This is a genomic window from Arthrobacter sp. SLBN-122 (assembly GCF_006715165.1).
Taxonomy (GTDB): domain Bacteria; phylum Actinomycetota; class Actinomycetes; order Actinomycetales; family Micrococcaceae; genus Arthrobacter.
This window is the reverse complement of record NZ_VFMS01000001.1, coordinates 2,648,562-2,665,137: the sequence shown is the minus strand read 5'-3', so window position 1 is coordinate 2,665,137 and position 16,576 is coordinate 2,648,562. Positions and strand designations below refer to the sequence as shown.

Annotated in this window: 20 protein-coding genes, 1 tRNA gene and 1 riboswitch; of the genes, 9 read left to right on the top strand and 12 right to left on the bottom strand. The window is 65.5% G+C overall.

Annotated features, from left to right (window positions below; translation table 11 throughout):
• Nucleotides 1-14 precede the first annotated feature (14 nt).
• From FBY36_RS12500 to FBY36_RS12490, 3 genes are all read left to right on the top strand, one after another.
• The gene (locus FBY36_RS12500; protein ID WP_142119840.1) at nucleotides 15-1,346 is read left to right on the top strand and encodes a bifunctional glycosyltransferase family 2/GtrA family protein; all 1,332 of its coding nucleotides are present in this window, start codon (nucleotides 15-17) and stop codon (nucleotides 1,344-1,346) included.
• Nucleotides 1,347-1,357: 11 nt separating this feature from the next.
• Nucleotides 1,358-3,466, top strand: coding sequence for an ArnT family glycosyltransferase (locus FBY36_RS12495; RefSeq protein ID WP_142119838.1), 2,109 nt, complete (start codon nucleotides 1,358-1,360; stop codon nucleotides 3,464-3,466).
• Nucleotides 3,467-3,657: 191 nt separating this feature from the next.
• A riboswitch (cyclic di-AMP (ydaO/yuaA leader) is annotated at nucleotides 3,658-3,818 on the top strand.
• A gap of 5 nt (nucleotides 3,819-3,823) precedes the next feature.
• Nucleotides 3,824-4,543 carry a hypothetical protein gene (locus FBY36_RS12490; protein WP_142119836.1) on the top strand — a complete coding sequence of 240 codons (720 nt, stop codon included), beginning with the start codon at nucleotides 3,824-3,826 and terminating at the stop codon, nucleotides 4,541-4,543.
• 55 nt (nucleotides 4,544-4,598) lie between these two features.
• Here the strand turns inward: FBY36_RS12490 and FBY36_RS12485 are convergent, their stop codons facing one another.
• Genes FBY36_RS12485 through FBY36_RS12475 form a run of 3 tightly spaced genes read right to left on the bottom strand, consistent with a single transcriptional unit; the run spans nucleotide 4,599 to nucleotide 6,484 of the window.
• A complete protein-coding gene (locus FBY36_RS12485) occupies nucleotides 4,599-4,988 on the bottom strand; it encodes a glyoxalase superfamily protein (protein ID WP_142119835.1) in 390 nt (129 codons plus the stop codon).
• 44 nt (nucleotides 4,989-5,032) lie between these two features.
• On the bottom strand, nucleotides 5,033-5,668 hold the full coding sequence (gene upp / locus FBY36_RS12480; protein WP_142030188.1) for a uracil phosphoribosyltransferase: 636 nt from the start codon (nucleotides 5,666-5,668) through the stop codon (nucleotides 5,033-5,035).
• 12 nt (nucleotides 5,669-5,680) lie between these two features.
• Complete coding sequence (locus tag FBY36_RS12475) at nucleotides 5,681-6,484, bottom strand: phosphatase PAP2 family protein (protein ID WP_235008815.1); 804 nt, start codon at nucleotides 6,482-6,484, stop codon at nucleotides 5,681-5,683.
• A gap of 55 nt (nucleotides 6,485-6,539) precedes the next feature.
• On the opposite strand from FBY36_RS12475, the gene FBY36_RS12470 reads away from it, so the two are divergent.
• Nucleotides 6,540-7,046, top strand: a complete 507-nt coding sequence (locus FBY36_RS12470) for a nucleoside deaminase (protein WP_056330132.1) — start codon at nucleotides 6,540-6,542, stop codon at nucleotides 7,044-7,046.
• Here FBY36_RS12470 and FBY36_RS12465 read toward each other — a convergent pair.
• From FBY36_RS12465 to FBY36_RS12450, 4 genes are all read right to left on the bottom strand, one after another.
• Nucleotides 7,043-8,149, bottom strand: a complete 1,107-nt coding sequence (locus FBY36_RS12465) for a glycosyltransferase family 4 protein (RefSeq protein WP_142119833.1) — start codon at nucleotides 8,147-8,149, stop codon at nucleotides 7,043-7,045. The two genes, FBY36_RS12470 and FBY36_RS12465, sit on opposite strands and share 4 nt — an antisense overlap.
• Nucleotides 8,150-8,151: 2 nt before the next feature.
• Nucleotides 8,152-8,547, bottom strand: a complete 396-nt coding sequence (locus FBY36_RS12460; protein WP_142119831.1) for a 6-pyruvoyl trahydropterin synthase family protein — start codon at nucleotides 8,545-8,547, stop codon at nucleotides 8,152-8,154.
• 3 nt (nucleotides 8,548-8,550) lie between these two features.
• Nucleotides 8,551-9,591 carry a zinc-dependent alcohol dehydrogenase gene (locus FBY36_RS12455; protein WP_142119829.1) on the bottom strand — a complete coding sequence of 347 codons (1,041 nt, stop codon included), beginning with the start codon at nucleotides 9,589-9,591 and terminating at the stop codon, nucleotides 8,551-8,553.
• Nucleotides 9,592-9,786: 195 nt separating this feature from the next.
• On the bottom strand, nucleotides 9,787-11,295 hold the full coding sequence (locus FBY36_RS12450) for an HNH endonuclease signature motif containing protein (RefSeq protein ID WP_142119827.1): 1,509 nt from the start codon (nucleotides 11,293-11,295) through the stop codon (nucleotides 9,787-9,789).
• A gap of 147 nt (nucleotides 11,296-11,442) precedes the next feature.
• Between FBY36_RS12450 and FBY36_RS12445 the strand changes: the two genes are divergently transcribed.
• A tRNA-Ser gene (locus tag FBY36_RS12445) sits at nucleotides 11,443-11,529 on the top strand.
• Nucleotides 11,530-12,401: 872 nt separating this feature from the next.
• On the top strand, nucleotides 12,402-12,626 hold the full coding sequence (locus FBY36_RS12440; protein ID WP_142119826.1) for a hypothetical protein: 225 nt from the start codon (nucleotides 12,402-12,404) through the stop codon (nucleotides 12,624-12,626).
• 197 nt (nucleotides 12,627-12,823) lie between these two features.
• Here the strand turns inward: FBY36_RS12440 and FBY36_RS12435 are convergent, their stop codons facing one another.
• From FBY36_RS12435 to FBY36_RS12425, 4 genes are all read right to left on the bottom strand, one after another.
• Nucleotides 12,824-13,228, bottom strand: coding sequence for a DUF7793 family protein (locus tag FBY36_RS12435; protein ID WP_160141890.1), 405 nt, complete (start codon nucleotides 13,226-13,228; stop codon nucleotides 12,824-12,826).
• A 34-nt stretch (nucleotides 13,229-13,262) separates the two neighbouring features.
• Nucleotides 13,263-13,496 (bottom strand): hypothetical protein, encoded by a 234-nt coding sequence (locus tag FBY36_RS20565; RefSeq protein ID WP_160141889.1) that lies wholly within the window; start codon nucleotides 13,494-13,496, stop codon nucleotides 13,263-13,265.
• A gap of 13 nt (nucleotides 13,497-13,509) precedes the next feature.
• Complete coding sequence (locus FBY36_RS12430; RefSeq protein ID WP_235008814.1) at nucleotides 13,510-13,899, bottom strand: hypothetical protein; 390 nt, start codon at nucleotides 13,897-13,899, stop codon at nucleotides 13,510-13,512.
• A gap of 86 nt (nucleotides 13,900-13,985) precedes the next feature.
• Nucleotides 13,986-14,378, bottom strand: a complete 393-nt coding sequence (locus FBY36_RS12425; RefSeq protein WP_142119823.1) for a hypothetical protein — start codon at nucleotides 14,376-14,378, stop codon at nucleotides 13,986-13,988.
• A 374-nt stretch (nucleotides 14,379-14,752) separates the two neighbouring features.
• Between FBY36_RS12425 and FBY36_RS12420 the strand changes: the two genes are divergently transcribed.
• A complete protein-coding gene (locus tag FBY36_RS12420; protein ID WP_142119821.1) occupies nucleotides 14,753-14,962 on the top strand; it encodes a hypothetical protein in 210 nt (69 codons plus the stop codon).
• Nucleotides 14,963-14,996: 34 nt separating this feature from the next.
• Entirely contained in the window at nucleotides 14,997-15,182 is a 186-nt protein-coding gene (locus FBY36_RS12415; protein ID WP_142119819.1) for a hypothetical protein, read from the top strand.
• A 44-nt stretch (nucleotides 15,183-15,226) separates the two neighbouring features.
• Here FBY36_RS12415 and FBY36_RS12410 read toward each other — a convergent pair whose 3' ends face one another.
• The gene (locus tag FBY36_RS12410; RefSeq protein ID WP_142119817.1) at nucleotides 15,227-15,772 is read right to left on the bottom strand and encodes a GNAT family N-acetyltransferase; all 546 of its coding nucleotides are present in this window, start codon (nucleotides 15,770-15,772) and stop codon (nucleotides 15,227-15,229) included.
• Nucleotides 15,773-15,937: 165 nt separating this feature from the next.
• On the opposite strand from FBY36_RS12410, the gene FBY36_RS12405 reads away from it, so the two are divergent.
• The gene (locus tag FBY36_RS12405) at nucleotides 15,938-16,567 is read left to right on the top strand and encodes a Rho termination factor N-terminal domain-containing protein (protein WP_142119815.1); all 630 of its coding nucleotides are present in this window, start codon (nucleotides 15,938-15,940) and stop codon (nucleotides 16,565-16,567) included.
• The last annotated feature ends 9 nt before the right edge of the window (nucleotides 16,568-16,576 follow it).

The window sequence follows — 16,576 nt, the reverse complement described above, 5'->3', positions numbered from 1 at the left end:
GCCACTCTTGATGCATGACGCTCACCGACTCCACTTCAGGAACCTTGCAGGACGCCGCGGTGGCGTCGCCGGGCCTTCCGTCCCGGGCGCATTCCGCGCGGCGGGCCGCCGTGGACACCCGCACCGCCGTCCCCGTCCTCGATGTCACCGTTCCCGTCTTCAACGAGGAACGAGACCTTGAGGAATGCCTCCGCAGGCTCCACGCGCACCTGGTCGACACCTTCCCCCACAGCTTCCGGATCACCGTGGCGGACAATGCCAGCACGGACGGAACCCTGAAGATCGCTGAGCGGCTGGCCCGGGAGTTTCCCGAGCTCGTCGTGGTCCACCTCGACGGGAAGGGCCGCGGGAATGCCCTGCGCACAGTGTGGCTGGCCTCCCCGTCACCGGTCCTGGCCTACATGGACGTGGACCTCTCCACCGACCTCGCCGCCCTGCCCCCGCTGCTGGCGCCCCTGATTTCCGGGCACTCGGATCTGGCCATCGGCACCCGGCTGACCCGCAGCTCCCGTGTGGTCCGCGGGCCCAAGCGGGAGTTCATTTCACGCAGCTACCACCTGATGCTGCACTCCTTCATGGGCGCCCGGTTCAGCGACGCACAGTGCGGGTTCAAGGCCATCCGCACGGACGTCGCCCAGCAGATCCTGCCATACACCGTGGACACCTCCTGGTTCTTCGATACTGAGCTTTTGGTCCTCGCCGAACGCTGCGGCCTGCGCGTCCACGAAGTCCCCGTCGACTGGATTGACGATCCAGACTCCAGTGTGGATGTGGTCCGCACGGCACTTTCCGACGTCCGGGGAATGGCCCGGCTCACCCGTGACCTGGTCTTGGGCCGCATCCCGGTGCCGGAGCTGCGGGCGGCCCTGGCACGGGGCCCGGTTCCGGCGTCGTCACGGGCGGCCGAGCAGACACGTGGCAGCAGCCTCTTTGGCCAGCTGATCCGTTTCGCCGCCATCGGCGCCGCCTCAACCCTGGCCTACCTGCTGATCTTCGTGTCCTGCCGGGGCTTCATGGACCCGCAGTTGGCCAACTTCCTGGCGCTGCTGGTCACCGCCGTGGCCAACACCGGCGCCAACAGGCGTTTCACGTTCGAAATCCAGGGCGGCAACCCGATCCGGCACCACTTCGAGGGGCTGATCGTGTTCGGCATCGGCCTGCTGCTCACCTCCGGGGCACTCGCCCTGGTCCACCGGACGACGGCGCCCGACCGGTGGGTGGAAATCCTCACCGTTGTGGCGGCGAACCTTGCGGCGACGGCGGCCCGGTTCCTGCTGTTCCGGCTGTGGGTGTTCCGCGGCAACCTCAGCAACAGGGCCACGAAAGACACCACGCCTTCGAGATAAACGGCAGCATCATGACCTGCACCGTCTCCCCCGCGGACGCCGGTTCAGCCGCAGGCCGGCAACCCTCGTCATCCGGACAAGCGGTGTCCATGACCGGGTCGGCTGTGCCGGGATCCCGCTGGAGCCGCTACATATTCGGTGCCCAGCCCCGTTGGGTACGGCCGTCCGCCGCAGGGCTTCTGGTGGCCACGGCGGTCCTGTACCTCTGGAACCTGGCAGCAACCGGTTACGGAAACCCGTTCTATGCGGCAGCCATCCAGGCCGGCACCAAGGACTGGACCGCGTTCCTCTTCGGCCCGCTCGACGCCGGCAACGCCATCACCGTCGACAAGCCGCCGGCAGCACTCTGGATCCCCGCCCTTGCAGGGCGCATCTTCGGATTCTCGCCGCTGAGCATGCTGGTGCCGGAGGCACTCATGGGGGTGGCCGCCGTCGGCTTTCTCTACCTGGCCGTAAAGCGCGTTTCCGGACCGGCTGCGGGCCTGCTCGCCGGCGGCGCCCTGGCGCTGACGCCGGTGGCTGCGCTCATGTTCAAGTTCAACAACCCGGACGCCATGCTCACGCTGTGCCGGGTGCTCGCCGCCTACTTCACCACCCGCGCCATCGAGCGGGCGGGATGGACGTGGCTTGTCGCTGCGGGGGCCGTGATTGGCCTGGCGTTCCTCACCAAGATGCTGCAGGGTTTCCTGATCGTCCCGGCGCTGGGACTCGCCTATCTTTGGGCCGCCCCCACGTCGACCGGACGCCGGCTGGCGCACCTGCTGGGCGCCTTGGGAGGGATCGTCGTGGTTGCCGGCGGCTACATCGCCCTTTTCCAGCTGACGCCGGCCTCCGAGCGACCGTACATGGCAGGATCCAGCACCAACAGCTTCCTGGAACTGACCTTCGGCTACAACGGACTGGCCCGCATCACCGGTTCCGGCGAAGGCATGCCCGACGGCGGAGCCGGGGACGCCGGCGGACCCGGAGGCCGCTTAGGCGGCGGGAACGCCGGGTTCGGCGGGGCTGCGGGCCTGCTGCGGATGTTCGGCACCAGCTTTGGCGGCGAAGTGTCCTGGCTGCTGCCTGCCGCCCTGGTCCTGCTGGTGGCGTGCTTGTGGTTCACGCGCCGCGAAGTCAGGACCTCCCCGGGCCGTGCCGCGCTGATCCTGTGGGGCGGCTGGCTCCTGGTCACCGCGGGCGTCTTCAGCTTCATGAGCGGCATCGTCCACCCGTACTACTCGGTAGCACTGGCACCGGCGGTCGCAGCGCTGGTGGGCATCGGCAGCGTGGAACTGTGGCGCGGCCGGGATTACTGGCCGGCCCGGACCGTCCTGGCCGCCGCCATCCTTGGCACCTCCATCTGGTCCGCCGTCCTGCTGGGCCGCGACGCGTCATGGCTCCCCTGGCTTCGCGTCACCATCATCGCCCTGGGTGTCCTGGCGGCCGCCGCAATCCTCCTCCGCCTCGACGCACTGGGCACCTCCGGATGGTTCCGGCGGGCCGGCGCGGCCGCCGTCGTCGTCGTATCCCTCCTGGCCGGAGGACTCGGAACCGGCGCGTGGACACTCGCCACCGCTGCCTCTGCACACTCAGGCTCCATTCCGACGTCGGGGCCCGCGGGTTCGTCGGCGGCTGGCTTCGGGAGCCGGGCCGCGGGGCTGGGCGGCAACCGGGCAGGCGGCAGGGATGCCGCCGCTATGGACTCTGCCCCAGGCGCTGGCGGGCTTGATCCCTCCCGTGGTTTCGACGGTGCAACTGGCCCCGGCGGTGCCACGGATGGATCCGGCGGCCCGGGTGAAGGAACGGCAGATGCCGCAGTGACGGCACTTCTGGCGGGTACCACCACAAAATGGTCGGCGATTGTGTCCGGCGCCAGCCAGGCAGCCAACCTGGAACTCGCCACCAACACGGACGTCATTTCCCTGGGCGGCTGGAACGGCGGCGACCCATACCCCACGCTCGCCGGGTTCCAGGCCATGGTGGCCAAAGGAGAGATCGGCTACTTCATCGAAGGCGGCGGTATGGGCGGGGGCGGCATGGGCGGCCGCAGCGGCAACTCCGAGGTTGCTGCGTGGGTCCAGGACAACTTCCAGGCCCAGTCCGTAGGTAACTCCACCGTGTACCAACTCACCCGGTAGGACACCATTGGCCTGGTAACGGTCTGGTATTGGTGAGCCGCCAAACTGCCATAGCCCACGGCAGGTCCCGCAATTCGACGCGCTGTGCCTCGTGACTTCCGTTACCTAAATGTGACTTTGGCGTGTTCTTCCTGTACCGTCGATTGGGTGCGGTCCCCGTTCGGGCCGCATATCCCGGGTTGACGCCAAGCTCTGCCGCTTCCCCGGATTCCGATTGAGCTACGGCAGAGGCGGGGGACCCACCGTCCCGGGCACTGAATGCCCTTGGGGTTAAGCCAGTACGTGATCTTTCCGTACGGCCGGATGCCCTCATCCGAACCCGACAGCTAACTCCGCAGGTGTGAGAGGCGATCAATCATGTCCAAGAACACGGCAGAAGCACGTCTGCTGCAGGCAAAGGCTAAACACCGGGCCAAGCAGCAGGCAAAGAAGACCACCCTGGGCCAGCGCGCGGCCGTCCTTGCAGCATCCTGTGCGGTGCTGGTGGGGGTTGGCGCGGCAGGACAGGCCACCAGCAGTATGACTCCGGTGTCATCCACCGGGTCGAACTCTTCCACTACAGCGTCAGACGCTCAAATGAGCATCGAGAAGAGCGAAATCCGTTCCAACCCGGCGGCCAGCCCGGCTCCCGCCGCCATCAGCATGGCACCGCAGGCAGCGGAACCGGCCCCCGCTGCAGCACCGGCCGCGCCCGAAGCGCCCGCCCCTGCCCCGGCGCCAGCTCCCGAGCCCGCCCGCGCACCCGAGCCGGCTCCCGCCGTCGCGGTCAACGATCCCGCCGGGGCCCAAGCCTACGCCGCCAGCCAGCTGGGGACCTTTGGCTGGGCACCGGACCAGATGCAGTGCCTGCAGACGCTGTGGACCAAGGAATCGGACTGGACCACCACGGCCACCAATGCCAGCAGCGGGGCATACGGCATTGTCCAGTCCCTGCCTGCCGAGAAGATGGCCAGCTCCGGCCCGGACTACCTCACCAACTACCGCACGCAGATCAACTGGGGCCTGAATTACATCCAGGAGCGCTACCAGTCGCCTTGCGGCGCGCTGAACTTCCACCTGGCGCACAACTGGTACTAGGCAAGCCACCTTCAACCGCGGGCCCGCATCTTCATGATGCGGCCCGCGTTTGTGGTTAACCGGCGTCCTGTCCGGTGTTCCGCCACGGGATGTACTGGACAGCCCACTTGTTTCCGTCGGGGTCGGCGAAGTAGACGAAGTGACCCCAATCCTGCACGTCCACGTCGCTGACATCCACGCCGTTGTTCTTCAGGTGGTCATGGGCGGCTTTGATGTCGTTGACCACCAGCTGCAGGTTGGAACCGGTGCCGGGAGGGGCGTCGGTGAGGCCTTCGCCGATGCAGATGGAGCAGGCCGAACCGGGCGGCGTCAGCTGCACGAAGCGGATGGAGTCCGAGGGCCGCTCGTCGAAATCGGCGTTAAAGCCCACTTTATTGACGTAGAAGTCCTTGGCGCGGTCAACGTCGGACACGGGGAGAAAGACAAGCTCGAGTTTCCAGTCCATCCGCACAGGCTAGCGGCGGGAACTCTTTTGAAAAAGGGTGAAATCTACCCGGCGATGCCGTAGAGGCGGTCGCCGGCGTCGCCCAGGCCGGGAACGATGTAGGACTTCTCGTTGAGCTTCTCGTCGATGGAGGCCAGGACGATGTGCACGTTGGCCCCTGACAGTTCCTCTTCCAGCCGGGCCAGGCCCTCGGGGGCGGCCAGCAGGCAGATGCAGGTGACGTCGGAGGCGCCGCGCTTGAACAGGAACTTGATGGCTTCGCGCAGGGTTCCGCCGGTGGCCAGCATGGGGTCCAGGACGAAGACCTGGCGGCCGGTGAGGTCCTCCGGCAGGCGCTCTGCGTAGGTGATGATGTCCAGCGTTTCCTCGTCCCGGGCCATGCCCAGGAAGCCCACCTCAGCGGTGGGAACGAGCTTGGTCATGCCCTCCAGCATGCCCAAACCCGCGCGGAGGATGGGAACCACCAGCGGGGTGGGCTTGGTGAACGCGGTGCCGATGGTGGTGCTGACCGGCGTTTGGATGGTGACGGGCTCCGTGCGGACCTCCCGCGTCGCTTCGTACGCCAGCAGGGTCACCAGCTCTTCCGTCAGCTGGCGGAAGACCGGCGACGGCGTGTTCTTGTCCCGCAGGACGGTGAGCTTGTGGGCGACCAGGGGGTGGTCAACAACGAGAGTGCGCATCCCCCAAAACTATCACCCGCCGCTGTCCTTCCCACGTCTGGAAGATCCGCCGTCGTGCAGTTCCTCGGCCACCACGTCGCGGACAATCGGACGGTCGAACGACGGCGCTGCGCCGATGTGTTCGCGCCTGCGGACCAGGTGGAACAGCCTGTGGGCCAGGATGACGATGGCCACCCAGGCCAGTCCCAGGATCCACCCGGCCATGACGTCCGTCAGCCAGTGGTGGCCCAGGAAGACCCGGCTCAGTCCCATGGCGATGATGAAGAGGGAACCGGCGGTGATGGCAGTGACGCGGACCCGCATCGTATGGAACTGAAGGCAGATGAGGTAAATCACCAGGCTGATCACCACGGTGGTGTTCAGGGTGTGGCCGCTGGGGAAGGAGGGCGAATCCTCGTACGGGGGAACGGCGTCCGCGTGGTCCGGGCGGGTACGGCCCACCAGCTTCTTGCCAAAGGTTGTGGCGCTGACGGAGGCTGCGGCTGCACCGCCGATCAGCACCAGGGGACGCCAGTTCCGGCTGAGGAAGGTCAGCCATGCCGTGAGGATGCTGGCAAGGATCGGCATTCCGATGCCGCCACCGATGTTGGTGAACCCCGTGACAAGCGCGTCGAGCCAGGGGCTGCGCAGGGTCTCGGCGAACGACAGGGCAGGTTTGTCCAGGTTGGCCAGCCCGGCGGAGTCCACCACGTCGTCGTAGACCTCGGACCCAAGCAGCGCCAGGGACACGATGACCACACCGCCCACCAGAATGGTGAGGATCAGCGCCGCGTACGGTTTGAACCACGTACCTAGGCGGTCCCTCAGAGTGTCCATGGTGCCTCCCGGCATCGGCAAGTAACCTGACTAACCCCGAAACTATCATTGAGCCATGCGGTTGCCCGAAAAGAAACATGACGCCTGGATGGGCCTTGCCCTTGCGGAGGCCCGCCGCGCGCTGGCTACGGAGGATGTGCCCATCGGCGCCGTGGTCATAGGGCCCGACGGCGATGTGCTGGGTTCCGGACGGAACCAGCGGGAGGAGCTGGGCGACCCCACAGCCCACGCCGAGGTGGTGGCCATCAGGGAGGCTGCCGCGCGGTTGAAGGAGAGGGCACGGCTCGACGGCGGCAGGGGCGACGGCTGGCGGTTGTCCGACTGCACGCTGGTGGTCACCCTGGAACCCTGCGCCATGTGTGCGGGCGCGATTGTCCTGGCCCGGATCCCCCGGGTTGTTTTTGGGGCCTGGGACGAGAAGGCCGGTGCCGCGGGATCCGTATTCGATATCCTCCGGGAGCGCCGGCTCAACCACTGGGTTGAGGTGTATCCCGGGGTCCGCGAAGAAGAATGCGCCTTGGTGCTGCGGGAGTTTTTCGCGGCGCACCGGAGCATCCGCTAGTTCTGTTGCCGCTCTTTTTCTTCGTTGCGTCCCTGGAGGAGGGCCAGCACGTCCTGCGCCGTTTTGCTCCATGCCGGCAGCCTGGTCCGGGCATCAACCGCAGCTGTCCTCCAGTTGTCGCGCGTCCTTGCGTCCACCAACCACCCGCGAAGGGCGTCGGCCAGCCGGCCGGGACTCTCCTGTCCCCCGGCCGGAAGTGAAAGCGCTGCCCCCGGGAGGCGGGATTCGCCGTCGTCCGTTGCCAGTCCGGCCATCCCCAGCGCCTCCACCGCCCCTGTCCCTTGGCGAACCAGGACGGGGATGCCATGGGCAAGGGACTCGGTGACGGCCATGCCGAACGCTTCCACCCGTGAAACCAGCAAAGTCAGGTCCGTGCGCGCCCATTCAGCCTCAAGGGCTTCGCCGCTGAGCTCGCCGGTGAGCTGGACTCGCCTGCTGAGCCCGTTGGCCGTGATGGCAGCCCGGACCTGCTGCGCGTAGTCCGGGTCCGCCTGGTCTGAGCCCACGAGCGATGCCGTCCAGGCAAGGTCCTGGATTTGGGCCAGCGCCTCCACCGTCAGCAACTGGTCCTTGTTAGGCAGCAGCGCGGCGACCACCGCCACATGCGGGGGCGACGATCCGTGTGCCTGCGGTGCGGGACTGACTCCCGGAAGGACAACGTCCGCCCGCGAAAGCCCCCTGTCCAGGAGGAGCGTTGCTGAAGAACTGCTGGTGCAGACCACGCCTGTTGCCGCGCGGAGAGCCCTGGCTTCACGTTCCAGTGCTGCAGTTCCGGAACTTTCCTCAACAGGCATATGCACCAAGACCCATGTTTCCCGACGAGCCTTTGCCGCGAATTCCATTTCATCCGGGGCACCCACGGCAACCAGCCCATCCACGATGGTCACTGCCTCCCCCGGGCCCTCCCCTGGCCCCCATGCCCCGAGAAAGGTGCCCAGCCGGCGCCGGTCCTTCGCACCGGCGTCCGGCCAGCTGCCCTCCACGGCGACCACTTCGACTTGGGACCCACGTTCCTGCAACCCGGCAACGAGGCGCGCGTTGTAGACGTTGCCGCCTGAGCTGTGGCGGATGTTGCCGGGGACCAGCAGCCGGATGGGGCGCATGGCTAGGCGCTGAGGTCCAGGGAGTAGGTGGCCCAGGCGTCCGGATTCTCGCGCAGGGTGACGTCGATTCCTGCGAGTTCGCGGCCGTCGTCGGTGTCCTTGATCTGTGCGGCCACCTTCTGTGCAATGTACTCGGCCAAGGCTTCCGTGGTGCTGAGCTTGCCTTCGAAGTCCGGGTGCTCGTCCAGGTTGCGGTAGTTCAGGCCGGCGAGCACTTCCTCGATGATGGTTCCGGCGGCGCCGATGTCCAGGACGATCGCGTCGGCGTTCAGGGCGCGGCGGCGGAAGGCCACCTCGGCGACGAAGGTTGCGCCGTGCAGGCCCTGCGCGGGTCCGAAAGCTTCACGGGGAAGGCTGTGGGCGATCATGAAGTGGCGGCGGATGGTCAGGCTGAACATGGGTTACCTCGAGTTTTCCGGGTTGTGGGCGGCTGGTGCGGGCTCGGGAGCACCGGAGGGGTACTCGACGACGTGGCACAGGGCTTCCAGGCTGCCGTCTGCAAGGCTCTGGACCACCTTTGGCAAGTCCTCGAACGGGGACGATCCGGTCAGGAACGCGTCGAAGACGGGGTCCTTGAGCAGCGATACGGAAAGGTCCAGGCGGTCCGCATTGGTGCGGCGGTGTCTGCGTGCACGTGAGACCATCCCCACCTGGCTCGCCCTGATGGACAGCCGCCTCGCGTGGAAATCCTCTCCCAGCGGCACAGTGACCTCACGGTTGGCGTACCAGGACATTTCGATGACCTCGCCTTCATCGCCGGCGAGCTGCAGGCTGCGCGCCAGGCCTTCCTGCGATGCCGAGCAGTGGAACACGATGTCGCAGTCCGCCAAAGCATCATCCGGATGCGCGAAGTCCACGCCCAGAGTGTCCGCGAGCTGCTTCCGGCCGGGGTCGAGGTCCACCAGCTGCAGGCGCTGCAACGGGAAGGTGCGCAGCAGCGTCGCCACCATGCCGCCCACCAGGCCGGCGCCGACGACGGCAATCCGGTCACCCAGCCGCGGTCCCGCTTCCCACAGGCCATTAACTGCCGTTTCCACCGTGCCGGTGAGGACAGCGCGCTGGGATGGAACGTCGTCGGGAATCCTGGTCAGGGACGCGACCGGGACCACGTAAAGGTCCTGATGCGGGTTCAGGCAAAAGACGCGCTGGCCCTTCCACTCCTGGGGTCCTTCCTCCACCACTCCCATGGAGAGGTATCCGAACTTCACGGGCCCGGGAAACTTTCCTTCCTGGTGTGGGGCGCGCATCTCTTCGGCAACGCGCGGCGGCACGGCTCCCGCATGGACCACCATTTCGGTGCCCTTGCTGATGCCGGAGTACAGGGCCCGCACCAGTGCTTCGCCTGGTCCCGGTGCGGGCACCTCTTCGGCCCTGAGCTCGCCGTGTTCCCTGGCAGTGGTCCAGTATGCGGTTGCGTGGATTGGAGTCTGTGAATTTGTCATCTTGCTGATGAATCTAACCGGACGTGCGTGGACGGGGAAAGTCGGACGGCGGGTGGCGGGGTGTCGGGGTGTCGTGGCCTGCGCTGACGCCGTGCAGCGACCGGCTGCCGCCCGCGCCGGCCGGGCAGGCGGTTAGGCGGGCAGGTCGACATGTCACGCAAACGGATTAGCACTCCGCATTCCGGCAGCTTCGGCTCATGAGGCGAGGTACTGAACGAGTGCTTCTTCGAGGAGGCTTCGTTGGCCGGGCAGGAACCCGGGAGGCCAGTGTGGTGGTTCCCAGTCCTGATGTTCGCTGGCGTAGCGGCGACCGGTGGGTGAGGTCCAGCCCGGTGGTTCGGTCTTGCCGGCCGAGGTGGGTGTCCATCCGGTGGTGTGCCGGAGCCGATGGTGCTTGGGGCAGGGCTGTCCCAAATTGCTGATGCCGGTGGTGCCGCCTTTGTGCCAGGCGAGGATGTGGTCGGCCTCGTTGTCCAGCGAGTTGTTGCTGCAACCGGGGAACGGGCACTTGCCATCCCGCATCCTCAACCAGGCCCGCATCGCTTTCGTGATTCGGTAGCTGGTCCTGCCGATCTCCAGCGGTGCACCGTCGCGCGGGTCCACCAGGACCCGGTGGAACGAATCGGCGCCGTCCGCGACAAGCCGCCGGGCCATCGACGCCGGGATCGGCCCATACCCGTCCAGGACCGCCGGCTCCTCCGTCAACCCAAGCAGCGCGAACACCGGAACCGTCACCAGAACCTGCGCCTGGATGTGCGTCGACAGGTGTTCCCGCCCGGCGCCGTCACTCCCACCGTCGCCGCCACCGGCCGCGACGATGCTATCCGCGACGTCACCCGTCATTCTGGCACCGCTCCCGCTCATGTTGCCACTGCTGTCACCGCCCGCGCCCAGCCCACCACTCAGGATCGCTTCGGCAAAGGTATCGGCACGCAACTGGGGCATGGTGCGGGACTCGTTAGGGCCCTGCATCCCACGGGCAACAGCGGTGAGCCGGTTCCAGCCCGCCAAGGCCTGGTCCGCGGGCAGGCACGCGCTGAGCCAGGCCATCCCATCCTGGTCCGGCCGGAACTCCACCCGCCGGTCCGCCACCCCCTTGGCATGGCGCTTCTCGATGCTTTCGGCGTGGTGGCGTTCCCGCCAGAGCCGGGCCTTGACCCTAAACCGGTGCGCCGGCATCTGCCCCACCGGGCACCCCCGGGCCGCGTCAAGTGCGTCAGGATCCAGGAAATGCGCCTCCAACGCCGCCGCCCCCGCAGCATCAAGACCTGCCGTCTCATCGGCCATGGCCACGGCGTGCTGCCATGAGATCACCCCGGCCCGCAAAGCCTCCAGGGTCCGCGGCAACCTGACGGTCACGGCGTGGGACGTGGCAAGGAAAGACCCCGCAGCCCGCGGACCCAACGCCAGCACGCACCCGATCTCCGCCGCGACCGCCATCTCCTGCGCCACCACCAGCATCCCCGGCCCCGCAACAGCCCAGGCGCTGTCCGCGTACCGCACCGCGGCCTTCGCCTTTAGCCCCGCGATCCCCGCCTCGACCTCCCGTGCACCGGCCAGAATATCCAGGCACCCATCCGCCAACCCCGCCAACGGATCAGTCAACGAAAACGGCAACGACCCCGCCCCATCAACTTCCGCATCAAGCACAGCGAGGGCAGCCTTGATGTCCTCAAACGCCCTCACCACCGCCGCTTTCCCCATAAACCCATCATGACAAGGGGGTCTGACATTGATGAACTGCCTCCATCGCGTCCCGAAGGCAGCGGGCCTTTGAATGATCCAGCGGACGGCACCGGCATGGCCCCCGTTTTGGGGATGCGGGCCATGCTCCGGTACCCTATTGAGGTTGGTGACGTGTCCGAGCGGCCGAAGGTGCAACACTCGAAATGTTGTTTGGTGTAAAAGCCAACGTGGGTTCAAATCCCACCGTCACCGCTGATGAGGAAGGCTCTGATTCCCTTATAACTGAGGGAATCAGAGCCTTTTTCCTTGCCTGGAATGGTTCAGCGATAAGGCAGCAGTAACACCGGACCGAGTTCACAAATTCGGCGACATGTTCTGCGAACCGGTCAGGTTCGGCCAGATGCACGCGACAAAGGATTCAATCCAGGCGACCCCCTCTCTGAGACCCGGCACGCGCAGTACGTCACCAAATACTCGATGGGCTTGCGCATGCAATGCTAAGCATGCTTATGATGGGCTCAGTCGGATGGGGATCCGGTGCGAGGGGAATCGAAAAGGGTGCGCTCAGCGAACGGGGCGCACCCTTTCCGCCTCCACCCGCACTGCAGTTGCTTCAAATTCGTTACGTCTTGCTCAGCTGCCGTGACAGGCGGATAGTTTACTCATTGGTTGTGAAGCCGGCCGAAGCGGTAGCCGCGGAAAGCCGGGACATCATGTCCATCCATCCCCCAGCTCCTAATCTTCAGCTGTTCAGCGCCGCGCGGCAAGGAACGCCGTCGTGAGCACGCCTCAATCGGTAGTCCTGATATTCGTTGCCGCCTTCGCCTGGATCGGCTTGACCCTTCTCGTTGTTTTGGAGATGAGGCGTCGTAGGAGAGGGTCCTCAAGGGTGGCATCGGCCCTACCGCCTCCCCCCCCACCAGCGATCGCCCCCATAGGGCCTGGCGAAGGGCCCGGCCCGTGACCGATCAAGCCCCGTCCCGAAGACGACGCAGGTTGCGCATCAAAAAGGCCCCTGGCTGACGAGGAGACCCCCGTCGCACTGACGAGGCCCGGTAAGAGACCGGGCAGCCACCAATTCAATAGCACCCACCCTTCGACGGTGGCCGTTCCTTGGAGCAGACATGGATACCGGGACGATCCTCGGGTACACCTTCGGTTACTTCGCCGCTGCGGCAGGCATCTTCCTCCTATACCTCCCGGACATCATCTTGTTCCTTGCGCTGCTGGTCGTCGCCGGAGTGCTGCAACTGCTGCTCCTGCCCTTCTCCATCCTGATCAAAAAACTTCACCGGCGACCGCCGGCGGACGTGGACGCATCGTGGCTCCTGGACCGCAGCAGGCGGTAGCAGGACCCGGTTCAGCCGGGAGGGTCATTGGCGACATCCAATCATGGACCTCCGGTACGCACCCTTAGGAGCGGCGATCGGCCTGGTATTCCTGGCCGCGACCGCAGCCGATGTCAGGAGCGCCGGTGTGGAGGCCCGAAAACCTGACGTGATGGCGGCACGGACGTAGCGTCAGTCCGCTTACCTGATAGAGCAGGCTAATAGATGCTTTTCGTCGCGTCTGACTCCTCCGATGACTCAAGCAGCCACGCCAGTGCCTTGTCTTCGGATGTGAAGTACCTGATCGGGAACCCGGCCGGCAACAGGGGCAGGCGGAACATGGCGACCACCCGGTCAACGGGAGAGGAACCCAAGAGCGCCATGCGCGAGACGCTGGACGAGTCGGGAAAGACTTTTCGAGCAGCCGCGGAGTGAGTCACACCCTGGATTTCGACCAGCATCGGCAACCTGGCACCCTGGCCGAGGGTGGAAATGGCTGCGATGCCTGCCCTGGCTACGTCGACGCCTATGTATGCCCCTGGCTTCCAGCGCACGTAAAGAACTCCGCCGGACAACTCCATGGTGCCTTTGCCTTTGATGTCCACTTTGTTCGCGCTGTCCATGCCGTCCCGATTCTCCGAAGCCTTACCCCCCCAATCATGACGGTAACCCAAAGGCGTCGACCGCGAGACCGACGAGGCCTCCTGGGCAGCGCCGCTCATCCGCCAGCACCTTCAAATCCTGCCGCTCCCGTAGCCTGGGTCCAACCACTACCTGCCTGAGGTGGCGCGCCCCGGGGTCCTCGACGAAGCTCCCCCGCTCGGGCCGTTCCGCACCTACCTTGGAGATGGAGTCCAGATCCTGGTCAAGATGCTCGACAAGGTGTGCCACGGCTTTTCCTTTCCTATCCCCGCTGCCGGTGGCCGCGGGCCCAAATGACCTCGGCGACACCACCGATGGCCAGCGGGAACGCCACGACGGCGGCCAGGAAGCGCAGGAGGGTGTATGGGCTGACGAGGTCTGCCCAGCCGACGAGAAACCCTGGCAGTGCGACACAGATGCTCACCCACACCGGATTGCCTCGGAGATGTGACCAGACGGAGGCCCCAATGGACAGCAGCCAACCAAAGAAGATGTAGAGGCTGCCGATCCAGGACGCCTCCTGCTCGGCCGGCGTCGGCATCCAGAGCCAGATTCCGGCGTGCACGATGCCGTAGCCGATTACGATCATCGAGGTGAGCACGAGCAGGATCCAGGCGCTTATCCCCACCCACCGACGGGTCGTTTCAGACATGAACTTCACCTGTCCCCTAACCGCTTGCATGTCAACTGCTTGTCTACAGCACGCCTCCTGCTGCGCGGCTGCTACGGGTTTCCTTCTTAGGGCTTCCAAGAAGTGATGCGGACATTGGCGAAGGCACCGGTCCCCCAAGTGGATCCATCCGGGCTGAGGTTGATGACGTCGACAGTGACATCACCGCCGTGCAGGTCAAGAGTCCTGCTGGAAGGCTCGGCGCACGCGAACGCCTCGGAAAAGTCAACCTGACCGCTTGCGTTCCCGGGTTTTCGCTGGCTGAGGACCAGTCTGGCGTTAGTGGTGCCGATGCAGGCTGTGGTGATGACATAGGTGCCTGATGCGGGCAGGGATGCCCGCGTGAGAAAGGAAGTCATCCTGCCACTGATTGCTTCCGTTACATCCAGGTAGGTGTCCGAGACCGGAACACCAAGTACCTCGTCCAGCTTCGTCCGGTTGCCCTGTTCGAGAGCTGCCACCTCGGCAGGCTTCGTGGGCGGCCCCGCCAAGGGGTTCGTTTCAGGCGCCGAAGGCGTGGCGCCTGCAGCTGGCGTGGACCGATCCTGGTATTCGCAGCCCGCCACTGTGGCGCCAAGCAGAGCCATGGCCGCCGGAACGGCCCACAGACGACAGTGTCGTACTCCCCCAAGTTGTGACATAGCCCGAGCCTACGCCAGCCGGCGCTTCTCCTCATGCTTGATCCTGCCCTGGCCTCGTCCGCTGCCCTGTTCGGGTGGTAAGGCGGTTCCTTGTCTTTCTAGACGGGGCCAATGGCCAGTACCCGTGGACACTTCCCGCGGTTCGGCGTTACCTTCGATTCGGACACAGGAGTTTCGTGGAGGAAGGCGGCACCATGGCCGGTACTGCTGCAGAGAACCAGGTCCGCGCCGCCGTGGACCGAGCCGCCGACGAAATGATCTACATCGGCCCTGACCATCCCTACTATCCCTTGCTGGCTGACCTGGTGTCCGCGGTTGGGAAGGCGTGGCAACAGGGGTTTGAGCAAGGCCGGCGCGGCGGGCACGAACCAAACCCCTATACGTGGGCCCGGCAGGAGGAATAGCGTGAACCACTTGCCCCTTTAGATGAGGATGCTGATGGACAACAACATCGTCAGGAACTACTGGCTGGCCTTAACCGCAATGTACGGGGTGGCCATCAGCGTTGTGGCGATAGCAATCTGGGGTGGCGCGGTTTTGGGGGCCATCACTTTCCTCGGGATGTATCTGTACCTCCAGCGGCTCGGACGTTTCCATCAGCAGTCGAAGGAAACGGCCGCCTGATCTTAGGACCCGTAACGTCATCACCGAGCAGTCCGCAATGGTGTTCAATTGCCTTGGAGAATCCGCTGATACATCCGGTGGTCCTGCCATTGGCCCGCTATCCGGAGGTAGGCGGCCGCCATGCCATAGGCCTCAAACCCGTTCTTTTCCAGCACCCGCCGCGATGCTGTGTTGTGCACCAGGGTTGCGGCCTCGAGCCTGTGGAGGCCGAGGCCAGTTGCGGCGATATTGACGGCGGCACCCACAGCCGCTGTCATGAGCCCTGCGCCCTGAAATGCGTGGGAGATCCAGTAGCCCAGGTGCGCGTTCTGGAATGCACCGCGCACGATCGAGCTCAGGGTCAGCAGCCCGACGATGCCGTCGTCCCGCGCCAGCACCATGGGAAGTGCCGTGCCCGAATCCAGTTCAGCCCGCCGTCGTTCAACCAGTCCCTGCTGGCCCTGGACGGTGTAAAACTCCGCAGGCCGGACCGGCTCCCATGGGGCGAGATGTGAGCGGTTCGCTTGAAAGGCCGCCGCCAGCGCCCCGGCATCCGCCTGCTCAACGGGCCGGAGCACAACGTCCTCAGAAATTTTGCAGGAAAAGTTCACTGCTTCACAATACGCGGGTGCCCATGCACCGGACCGAGCCGGGATGTGTGGAGCATCTGTCACCGGGCGCCTGTGCTTGACGCATCATCCGGCAGCGGCTAGAAAAGTAAGCAGCCTTATCATTTGTCGATTCTGCCGAACAGCTCAACACAAGGAGGACCTGCCATGAGTGAGAAGCCTGGTAACCAGACGCCGAATACCCCTGATGTGAGTGAAACGGAACTGCGCAACATGAAGGTGGACGAACTCCGCAACGAGGCCAAGGCGGAGAACATCCCTGGCACGTCCGGCCTGCGCAAGGAAGAGCTGGTGAAGGAGGTTGCCAAGGCCCGGCAGGAAGGCGGGGACCACAGCCAGGGTAAAGGCGGCGGCAACCAATCAGAAGACACGGAAGACGCACAGGACCTGGGCGCCGGCCCCGACGGCGGCAAGGTCCGCTACGGCGACGACTCCTCCAAATCGCTGAAGTACTCACAGGAAATCACCTCCACCGATGAAGAGCCCGAACGCGAGGGCCGAAGCCTGGCAACCACCCACCACGAGGTGATCAGGCAGTGGGCCGAAGAACGCGGCGGCGTGCCTGCAACAGTTGAAGGCACAGAACATGGCGACCACCTTGGCGTCCTGCGCATCGATTTCCGGGACAAGGACAGCAACCTGCGCGAAGTCAGCTGGGAAGAATGGTTCAAAACCTTTGACGAGCGCCGCCTCAATTTCATCTACCAGGAGCAACGGACTGATGGAAACCAGTCCAACTTCTTCCGCCTGGAGAACCCGGACCGCGAGGACGCCTAAGCGCTCCCA